Source organism: Nitratifractor sp. (assembly GCF_015487065.1).
Taxonomy (GTDB): domain Bacteria; phylum Campylobacterota; class Campylobacteria; order Campylobacterales; family Sulfurovaceae; genus Nitratifractor.
The window spans coordinates 1-8,713 of the sequence record NZ_WFQN01000055.1 but is presented as its reverse complement, the minus strand read 5'-3'; the positions used below and the strand labels follow the sequence as shown (position 1 = coordinate 8,713).

The following is an 8,713-nucleotide window of genomic DNA, read 5'->3' as shown; positions in this document are numbered from 1 at the left end:
GGTGACAGGTGCCCCTTTCACCGCAGCATCTTCAGACTGCCTACCAGCTTGTTGATCCGCTTGCGATCTCCATAGAGTGCCAGCCCCAGCAGTCCCATCGCCTCCGTCGGAGTCTCGGCGCATTTGTGCTCGTACTCCTCGTAGGTTTTGCACGATTGGGCGGTGCGGGTAAAGTCGGCGACCGTGACGGCTTCGTCGCTTCGGACCCGCTCGTAGATCGACTGAAGCGTTTGGGAGTCGGCGGAGAGGATCGGGAGGGGGATGCGGATTACGCCGGGATGGAGGATCCCGTCGGCATCGGTGGTATCGGCTCCCCGGATCGACTCGACGAGATCGCCGAGGGTTACGGCCAGGACCGAGGCGGTATTGACCAGTAGGCCAAGGGGTTGATCAGGATCGAGAACGATGACGGCTTTCATGCATAGACTCCTTTTTTGCAAAAGGATAGAGAAACGGGGAGAGGAAATCTTGGATGAAATTGCTATGGCAGGCAGCGACTTGGATGGGCAGGATCGACTCAGCGGGCTGTTGGAAGTCTGTTATGGCGGATAAACGGTTTATCCTTCGATCTCTTTCTTAAATTCTTCAAAAGAGATGGGGGTTTCAAAATCTCTTTTTCCATTTTCAAAGTTATCGACAACCCTTTGGGTCTCCCGGGGGACTATCGCATCCAAAATAGTTTCGATATCCAGAAACATCGGCGTGGGGGTGATGTCTTGTATAGGCAAAAACCCCAAGCGACTGTAAAATGTAACCGCCTCCTCTTCCGCCCAGAGGAAAAGCCCCTTGCATCCCGCCATTTTCGAGACTTGGGCCGTTTTTTTGATAGCGTTTTTCAGTAGTTTTCGTCCTAAGCCCATCTTCTGGTAATGCTTATCCACTCCCAACATTCCAAGTTTTATAGCCGGTACCAAAGGCGGCGTTGCTGTAGGGGGAGGAGAGAGCTGAAAGATCTCTTTGGTGATCGTGAAAGTTTCCAAGGTATAGAAGCCCACAAAATCGCTCACGTCGTTTGACAACACATATCCCTGAACGGAGTGGTTTTTCACCCGTTTCTTCAAGTTTTTCTGAGCATAGCGATTAATCATCACATTGTCACAGTCGAATTTTTTTTGATCGCGGTAGGATTGGGTGGGATCGTAAACTCTTAGACGCCACTCACTCATCGAAATCTTCCAGCGCCATTAGCTCTTTCAACGCTTCGGGTGCTTTACGTTCGCCTTGCAGAGCCTTTTGCATACGATTCCACTCCTCTTCGGCCAGAACAAGCATCCGTTCGTTTCGCAGAAGCTCTTTGGCTCTTTGACTGGCGGTTGAGACAAGGAAACTGCTTAGATCCATCCCCAACGAGGCGGCGGCTTCTTGCAGCATAGATTTGATCTCCTGTGTGGTCTTGAATTCTATTCGGGCGTTTTTGTTTTCGGCTGTGAGAGTCATTTTGATCTCCATTTACGGATATTGTCCGTATATTATATCAAAAAGAACCTAGCAAGATTGGCTCATTCTCCAATAACCCGGGGCAAAGCCCCGCTCAATGCCGCTGATTTCCCGCGAAGAAGTTCCCCGCCAGTCCCAACGGCACGACGGTGCGGTAGAAGAGGTAGCGGCCTACGATTTCGCTGGCGGTGGCGCCGAGCAAGGCCAAGATCAGGGTAATCGCTGCGGCGGTGCCCATGTTGGCCGCGGCAAAGACGATACTGATCATCGGCAAAGCGATGGCGAAGGCGGCCAGGCTGGCAAGGCGCAGTCGCTTCAGGTGACCAAAGTGCTCTTCCAGGAGCCGCTTGGTTCGGCTGAGCTGGTAGTAAAGAGGGTGCTCCTTGTCCAGATATTTATAAAATATGGTCTCTTCGTAGATCAGGTGCATCTGGTAGAGTCCCAGCATCAGCGTGGGGGCCATCAGGGCCAGGACGCTGCGCGCCTCACCGGTGAAAGCCAGGACAGTGGCGACGAGGAGAAATCCCAGATAGCCCGAGCCGAAGAAGCGCAGGGTCGTGGAGCGGCGGTTCCAGGCGGGGCGGGCGGGGACGCGGTAGATCATCGACTGGGCGTAGATGCCGTAGACGCCAAGTGCCGCCACAGGCAGTTCCACCAGCAGCTTAAGCCAGCCGGGCGCACCCAGGTAGTAGAGCCCCGCCAGCAGCGTCACACCTCCGGCGTAGGCCCCCAGGGCCGCCGCTTCGCGGCTGAGCCAGGAGGTTTTGAGGTTTTTCATGGCCGTGATCGCCAGTGCCGGGCGCCCCAGGTGCAGGGCCGATAGCGGCAGGCCGATGGCGGCGGGGGCCAATACCGCCAGGACCATCCAGAGATTTGGGGCGGGGAGGTCGAGGCCCAGCAGGTGGAGCAGTTCGCCGAAAAAGAGGGCGACGAAACCGCCCACGCTCATCTGGGTCAGGACCGTCATGAAGACCAGAGGCCACTCGGGGTGGGCGGGCTTGAGGATATGTTCGTCGGCGGGGCGGATCTCTTCCCCTTCGGGGATCTCGGGCAGGGTGTAACGGGTCGTGGGTTGGGTGATGCTGACATCGGGCAGATGGGGGGCGACGCCCTCTTTGGTCATGTCGTTGCGGATCCACTCCTCTTTGTCCACCACTTCGATTTCGATGGCGCCGGCGGGGCAGGCCTGTACGCAGGCGGGAGTCTGGCCCGCTTCCAGCTTGTCGACGCACATATGGCATTTGGTGACGATCCCCCGCTCTTCGTGGAATACCGGCACTTCGTAGGGGCAGTTCCAGGTGCAGTACTGGCAGCCGATGCAGTCTTCGTCCACATGGTAGACGATGCCGTTGTCGAGCTTGATGTAGCTGTTGGTGGGACAGCCGTTGAGACACGCCGGGTCGATGCAGTGGTTGCAGCTCATGGAGTTAAAGAGCTGCAGTGTATCGGGGAAGTGCCCCGTCTCCATCTCGCCTACGCGCCGCCATTTGACATCGGCGGGGTTGCCGTTTTGTTCGTTGCAGGCCACTTCGCAACAGTGGCATCCTACGCAGGCGGTCATGTCGAAGTGGAAGCGGTACTGCTGGCCCGGTTTCAGCTCCGGGATGTCGATGGTGTAGTTGCCGCACTGCATACCGGTGTCGGCTTTGTGATTCAGAAAGCTGTCGATGGGGGTGGTGATTTCGCTCATTCTTGGTGCTCCGACGTTGGTCAATTGGATGTATTGTATCAGTAAAATGGTCAGTGGAGTGATTAAAAAGTGGTCATTGGTTTCGGACGGTGGGCCCTTAGGGCGCCACCCTATGGTTGCGTGTGCATGGGTAGGAGAGATGTAGGGTGGGCAATTTTTGCCCACCTTCTAAAAGTTCGAAGGGGAAAGATAAAGTGCAATCAACCCTTCTTTTATTTTGAGTTTTTGATGTTTTATGGAGATAGGCATTTCAAACGGTGGGCCCATAGGGCGCCACCCTACGGTTACCGGTGCGAGGGAGGGAAAGCTCTGTTCAGTGCATCTCCACTTTCTCGGCTTCGGTCTCTTCCAGTAGTGTCCGGGCGTTGTCGACGGTCTCTTTGTCGCCGTGGACGATGACCAGGATTTCTCCCTTTTCCACCAGTTCTTCGTAGTGTTTGGCTTCGATCTCGCCCATGCCCCATTCGATCAGGGCATCAGCCAGGCCCAGGGCCGCTCCGCCGGTCATGGCGCCTCCCAGCATGCCTGCCAGTGCCGCGCTGACGGGCCCGGCGCCGACGATCGGGCCGAAACCGGGGATGAAAAAGAACGCACCCCCCAGCAGTGCGCCGAGCACACCGCCCCAGAGGGCGCCCTGGCTTCCCCAGAGGGCGACATCGCTGTCGACCTTTTCCACTTCGACCTTCTCCACATCGTCCTCGTTGGAGCGGGCGACGAGGGAGATCGCACGTTTCTCGAGACCGGCCTCGAGGAGCTTCTCCACAGCCTTTTTGGCCTTTTGGGCATCGGTATAGACGGCCACGGCAAAGTGTTTTTTCATTATTTTCTCCTTGTGTGTGGTGTGTTGGCATCAAAACGGACGACTCTGTCGATCCGCTCTCTGAGTTTTGGGCGAAACGGCTCCAATGTTCTTCGTCGGGAACGATTCGCCGGGGAAAATAGAGGAAGGTTCCGCCCCCCATCTCCAGCAGCGCGCCGTTTGGGGCCAGAATCGCCCGCCGGAACCCCTCCCAGGGGAGGCAGGCTTCATCGAGGCAGATCCCGTCGTCCGAGAGAGCGACCTGCAACTTTTGGGCCCGCTCCTCTCGGGCGAAAAAGCGCCGCAGCATCCAACGGCGCATGGGCCAGCGCAGGCCGTACCAGTAGATCACCAGCAGGGTCGAGACCAGCAGCAGCCCGATGCTTCCGCGCAGCAGGGCCGCTACGACGCCAAACTGAGTCAGGGCGATGAAGAACCATCCCATGTAGCGCCGCCAGGAGTGGCGCATATCGTAGTCGTAGGCGAGCTTGGCCCCCTCCAGAAAGGTTGTTTCGTCCCAGGGGAGTTCCAGGGTGATCACAGGCTTAGACATGATCCTCACTCTCCCGGATCCAGAGATCCTCCTTGTGCACGCACCCTTGATCTTCGAGCTCTTCGAGAAGTTTCAGCGTCTCTTCGTAAACCTTCTCATACCGTGCGCTCTCCTCCCTGTATTTTTTCTGTACCTTTTTCGCATACCACCAGGCGATGACGATAGAGAGGGCGAAGGTGCCGTAGATGGGCCACTGCCACTCTTTGAGGTTGAGCAGGACGATGAAATACTGCACCGAAAAGAGGACGAAAAATTCCACCGAAAAGATGATGACCAGGGTCGAACTCTGCTCAAAAGCAAGGGTGTACTTTTCAATGGCACGCAGGAGTGCCAAATTCTCATTGACCTTTCGGGCTTTTGGGCGGCAGGTTTCGGGAATCTCCTGGAGAGGAATGTCCCGGAGATGAATGTTGCTCAGATTGTATTCGATATTGGTCTGTTTGTAGGCCTCAAGTATCTCCGGATGGTCGATAAGAATATGTTCGATCTCTTTTTCACTGAGCCGGTTTTTGCCGACGATCTTTTGGGCATCCTGCAAGACCAGATCGTAGAGACCGACGGTTTTGATTTCGAGTGCGACACGTTCCAGGTTGGTCACGGTAGCTCCTGTCGGCGGGTTATTGGTTATTGTTCATTGTCATTGGGGAACCGCTACGCGGCTTAAGGGAACAGAAGCTGCGAAGCAGCAACCGAAATTCTCCATTCCCATACAGGCTCACTGCTGAGCGGGAACGGTCTCCGGTGCCGGTTCGGGCTCCTCTTCGATGCCGTAGGAGGCTGTTTTGTTCTGTGCGGGCAGGAAGATACCGATCAATCCTTTGATCCCTACACTCATGACGATGTTGAAGAGGAAAAGGGCCCAGGCGACCAGGATCATGGAACCGCAGATTGCCGCCAGGACCATCCAGGTATGGAATTCACCGTGGACATAGAGATGACGGCGCAGCATACCGTCCAGCCCCGCCATTCCGGCAAAGGCCCCCATGCCCACGCCGCCGATGAGGTAGAGCCAGAAGTGGGCCCAGGTGAGCTTTTTCGACCACATGGTAGTGTTGTTGGTCACCAGAGGCCAGAGAACGTAGAGGGCACTGTAGAGAGTCATGTAGAGCCCCACGATCAGGGCGATATGAAAGTGGGCGAAGCTGATCCACTGGGTGTTGTGCAGGACCCTGTTCATCCCCATATCGGCCTGGATAATCGCCGCGGGGACGGCCAGACCGAATCCGATGAGACCGCCCAGCAGATAGGCCAGCGGCGGGGTCATTTTCAGCGGTCGCGCCTTCCAAAGCGTCACCAGGGTAATGAAGAGGGCCAGCCCCTGGGTCAGGAGCTCAAAGGCGGTCACCATCTCTCCCGAGACCAGTTTCATCATCTCGGGCTGGGGCTGATCGGCCAGGAGGTGGTGGCTCCAGACCATCCAGGAGACCAGCAGTTCGAGCATCAGCGCCGCCCGGGCGACATTTTCCATGAAAAGTTTCTGTCCGGTGATCAGCGTTGCCAGCAGGTACCAGGAGCCCGCCACATAGATAAGCACCAGACCGTCGGCGACCAGGTCGAGCCCCCACCAGAAGAAGTTTTTGTAAAGAAGTGCATCAACAGTATGCACGTCCCAGGAGAGCCCGCCCGCATCGGCCAGAAGATAGACCAGTACCAGGATGCCCGCTCCTAGGATGACGATGGCATCGAGAAAGGTATCGACGGTCCCGCGGAAAATGGCGACTACCGGCAGAGCGAGTGCCGGCTCTTTGGAGTAGGGGGGCTTGCCGGTGAGCTTGTACCAGAGGTTGAGCATTCCGTCGATACCGAAGCCGGAGATGAGCAGCTCTTTGGTCGTTTTGTTCTTATGCACCCCGGTGCGGGCGAAGATGGTGGCGTAGATGTTGTAGATGAAGCCCAGGGTTCCGATCATGATGAGAGCCACACCGATGATGAAGACGATACCGCCGATGGTTTGGAATTGTTGGGTATCGGCGGGCAGCGGCCAGTAGAGGGTATATAGCGGTGCATACTGCCAGACAAAAGCCGCGATCCATGCTAGCCAGGTACCGACGGTGATGAGGATCCAGACGGCGTTGCCCAGTTTGACACTGTAGAGGGGTTTTTTGGTCAGGTAGGGAACCAGGAACATAAAGGCGGCGAAGACCAGCTGATAGGTCGATCCGAAAATCCCGACAATGGGGTGGACCGTCATGATGGAGAAGTAGTGCGGTGCGTGGGAAAACATCTCCGGCAGCGGGTTGGAGGGGCCCGTGACTACGAGACGCATAATCATCCCTTCGATTGTCAATAGACCGAAAAAGATAAAGGACATGACGACAGCCCGCAGCACCATTTTCTGCAGGGCATTGAGCTGGGTATGGTCAAAATCGGTACCGTTCATCAGTGTTTGGGCGAAACTCATCGGTGTGCCTCCTCGTTCATTGCGACTTTTTTGTTACATCCGACCACTTTGACGGCATCTTTGACGAGCATCAGGTCGTTGCCTTCGTGATCGTATTGGGCGGGGCCTGCATATTCACTGGTAGTCAGATCGAAAGATCCGCACTCGTTGAAGGTCCAGAGCAGATCGTTGCGGCGTTTCGGGTTGACCTGCATCTGTGTAACGAGTGTTCCGTCTTTGCGGAAGAGGCCGAAGCCATAGACCAGGTCGTCACTGTGGGCGTTGAAGAGGACTTTCTGTCCCGCTTTGACCACCATCGGCTTGGCCGGAAGTTTCCAGTGGTGATTTTTGATTTCGATATCAAAAGTCACGTCGGGTTTGATCTCGTGGCGCATAATATCTTCGGAGACCCAGGGGATGGCATTGTAAGTGAAGATATGGTGTCCGACGCCGCCGGCGACCAGAAAAGCGATGTAGCCGTAAAAGGGGATCCGGATAACGGATTTCGCCTTCTTCTGGCGTGTTAGGTTAAAGCCGAACCAGGCAATGATCGAGATGATCAGCAGCGCGTAGATCGAATAGGCTGCCCAGTGGAATTTGAGCAGTTCCACAGACGTCGCGAAACTCATGGTGCTTCCTTCCATAAAATTAGTAGTATTTATCCTTGGGATAGGATTCAATTATAAATTTTCAGAATCTAAAAAAGTTGATCTTGATCAAGAGTTAGGATGGGAAGCAGTATAAAATCTAATCAATGGATAAGTGATTGTTATAATATGTCTAATTTAGTGCCTATTTTGTAAGCAATAAGGCAATCGGCCAACAGGATCCGGTCAGAACCGGATCGAAGGATTATTTGTGTTCGACCTCGGCGGAGAGTTCCCGAAGGATCACGGCGGCGTCTTCGGTCTTTTGGAGATCGCCTTTGACAAAGACGATCACTTTGCCCTCTTCGATGAGTTTCTTGTAGTGCTCGGCCTTTTCGCGGCTCAAGCCCCACTCTATGAGGCCGTCTACCAGGCCGACAGCCGTGGCGCCGGCGGCAGCACCGCTGAGCATTCCCGCCAGGGCGCCGCCGATGGTTCCTGCCCCGGCGATGGGACCGATACCGGGAATCGTGAAGAGGGCGCCGCCGACCAAGAGTCCGAGGATCGATCCCCAGATGCCTCCCTGGGCTCCCCAGAAGAGGGTGTCGCTCTCAACTTTGCTTAGGGCCACTTCGTCGACTTTTTCTTTGTTGAGGCGTCCGATGACGGAGATCTCTCCTTTGCCGAAACCTTTTTCAACCAGCACTTTGACGGCCTCTTTGGCCTTTTCGGGATCGTCGAAAACTGCTGCGGTGAAATGATGGATCATGGTTGACTCCTTCGCTTTTTTTCTATTGTAGCACTTAATCAGGAGAAAAATCGTTTAATTTTTATAAGTGGAGGAAATAAGGATAGAGTGCTCTGAAAAACAACCGGTTTCACTCGATAGCTCTGGCAGTCGCGAACGCAAGCGCCCGTTTCACGGGTTGGGCGCTCCTTTGTCGCCATCGAGTGAAACCTCTCTTTTACATTTTTCAGAGGGTTCGATAAGGCTAGAAACAGAGTCGCCGAACGCTTTGCAATTCCTACACCGCAATCGGTCCGGCATGGGAGATTTTCAGCGCAGGAGGAGCACCAGCAAAATGAGATTGATTACCAAAGAGACGGTAAAGGCCCAGCGGTAGACCCGCACCGGCTCCCGCTCCAGAAGCGTGGCGTTTTCGGGATAGTAGGGGCGGACCTTTTCGGGGTGGGTCAGTTCGTACTCCATCTCACTGTAGCGTTCGTAGCGACGGGTCTTGTCTTTCTCCACCGCCCGCATGATGAC

General features: G+C 55.4%; 9 protein-coding genes and 1 pseudogene. All 10 read right to left on the bottom strand.

The window, feature by feature from the left end:
- Positions 1 to 17: 17 nt before the first annotated feature.
- Complete coding sequence (locus F8I07_RS02965) at positions 18 to 419, bottom strand: DUF2000 domain-containing protein (protein ID WP_292655552.1); 402 nt, start codon at positions 417 to 419, stop codon at positions 18 to 20.
- A 138-nt stretch (positions 420 to 557) separates the two neighbouring features.
- Positions 558 to 1,166 carry a GNAT family N-acetyltransferase gene (locus F8I07_RS02960; protein WP_292655549.1) on the bottom strand — a complete coding sequence of 203 codons (609 nt, stop codon included), beginning with the start codon at positions 1,164 to 1,166 and terminating at the stop codon, positions 558 to 560.
- Positions 1,159 to 1,437: a DUF1778 domain-containing protein gene (locus F8I07_RS02955; RefSeq protein WP_292655547.1), complete on the bottom strand. Its 279-nt coding sequence runs from the start codon at positions 1,435 to 1,437 to the stop codon at positions 1,159 to 1,161. Before F8I07_RS02955 ends, F8I07_RS02960 begins: the two co-directional genes overlap by 8 nt.
- A 94-nt stretch (positions 1,438 to 1,531) precedes the next feature.
- Complete coding sequence (locus F8I07_RS02950; RefSeq protein ID WP_292655544.1) at positions 1,532 to 3,127, bottom strand: DmsC/YnfH family molybdoenzyme membrane anchor subunit; 1,596 nt, start codon at positions 3,125 to 3,127, stop codon at positions 1,532 to 1,534.
- Positions 3,128 to 3,440: 313 nt separating this feature from the next.
- Positions 3,441 to 3,947, bottom strand: a complete 507-nt coding sequence (locus F8I07_RS02945) for a general stress protein (RefSeq protein WP_292655542.1) — start codon at positions 3,945 to 3,947, stop codon at positions 3,441 to 3,443.
- A 524-nt stretch (positions 3,948 to 4,471) separates the two neighbouring features.
- On the bottom strand, positions 4,472 to 5,077 hold the full coding sequence (locus tag F8I07_RS02940; protein WP_292655539.1) for a hypothetical protein: 606 nt from the start codon (positions 5,075 to 5,077) through the stop codon (positions 4,472 to 4,474).
- 117 nt (positions 5,078 to 5,194) lie between these two features.
- A complete protein-coding gene (locus F8I07_RS02935) occupies positions 5,195 to 6,880 on the bottom strand; it encodes a cbb3-type cytochrome c oxidase subunit I (protein ID WP_292655538.1) in 1,686 nt (561 codons plus the stop codon).
- Positions 6,877 to 7,488 carry a hypothetical protein gene (locus tag F8I07_RS02930; protein WP_292655536.1) on the bottom strand — a complete coding sequence of 204 codons (612 nt, stop codon included), beginning with the start codon at positions 7,486 to 7,488 and terminating at the stop codon, positions 6,877 to 6,879. Before F8I07_RS02930 ends, F8I07_RS02935 begins: the two co-directional genes overlap by 4 nt.
- A gap of 223 nt (positions 7,489 to 7,711) precedes the next feature.
- Positions 7,712 to 8,215, bottom strand: coding sequence for a hypothetical protein (locus F8I07_RS02925; RefSeq protein ID WP_292655533.1), 504 nt, complete (start codon positions 8,213 to 8,215; stop codon positions 7,712 to 7,714).
- Positions 8,216 to 8,503: 288 nt separating this feature from the next.
- A pseudogene (locus F8I07_RS02920) lies at positions 8,504 to 8,713 on the bottom strand (bifunctional protein-serine/threonine kinase/phosphatase); the annotation flags it as partial.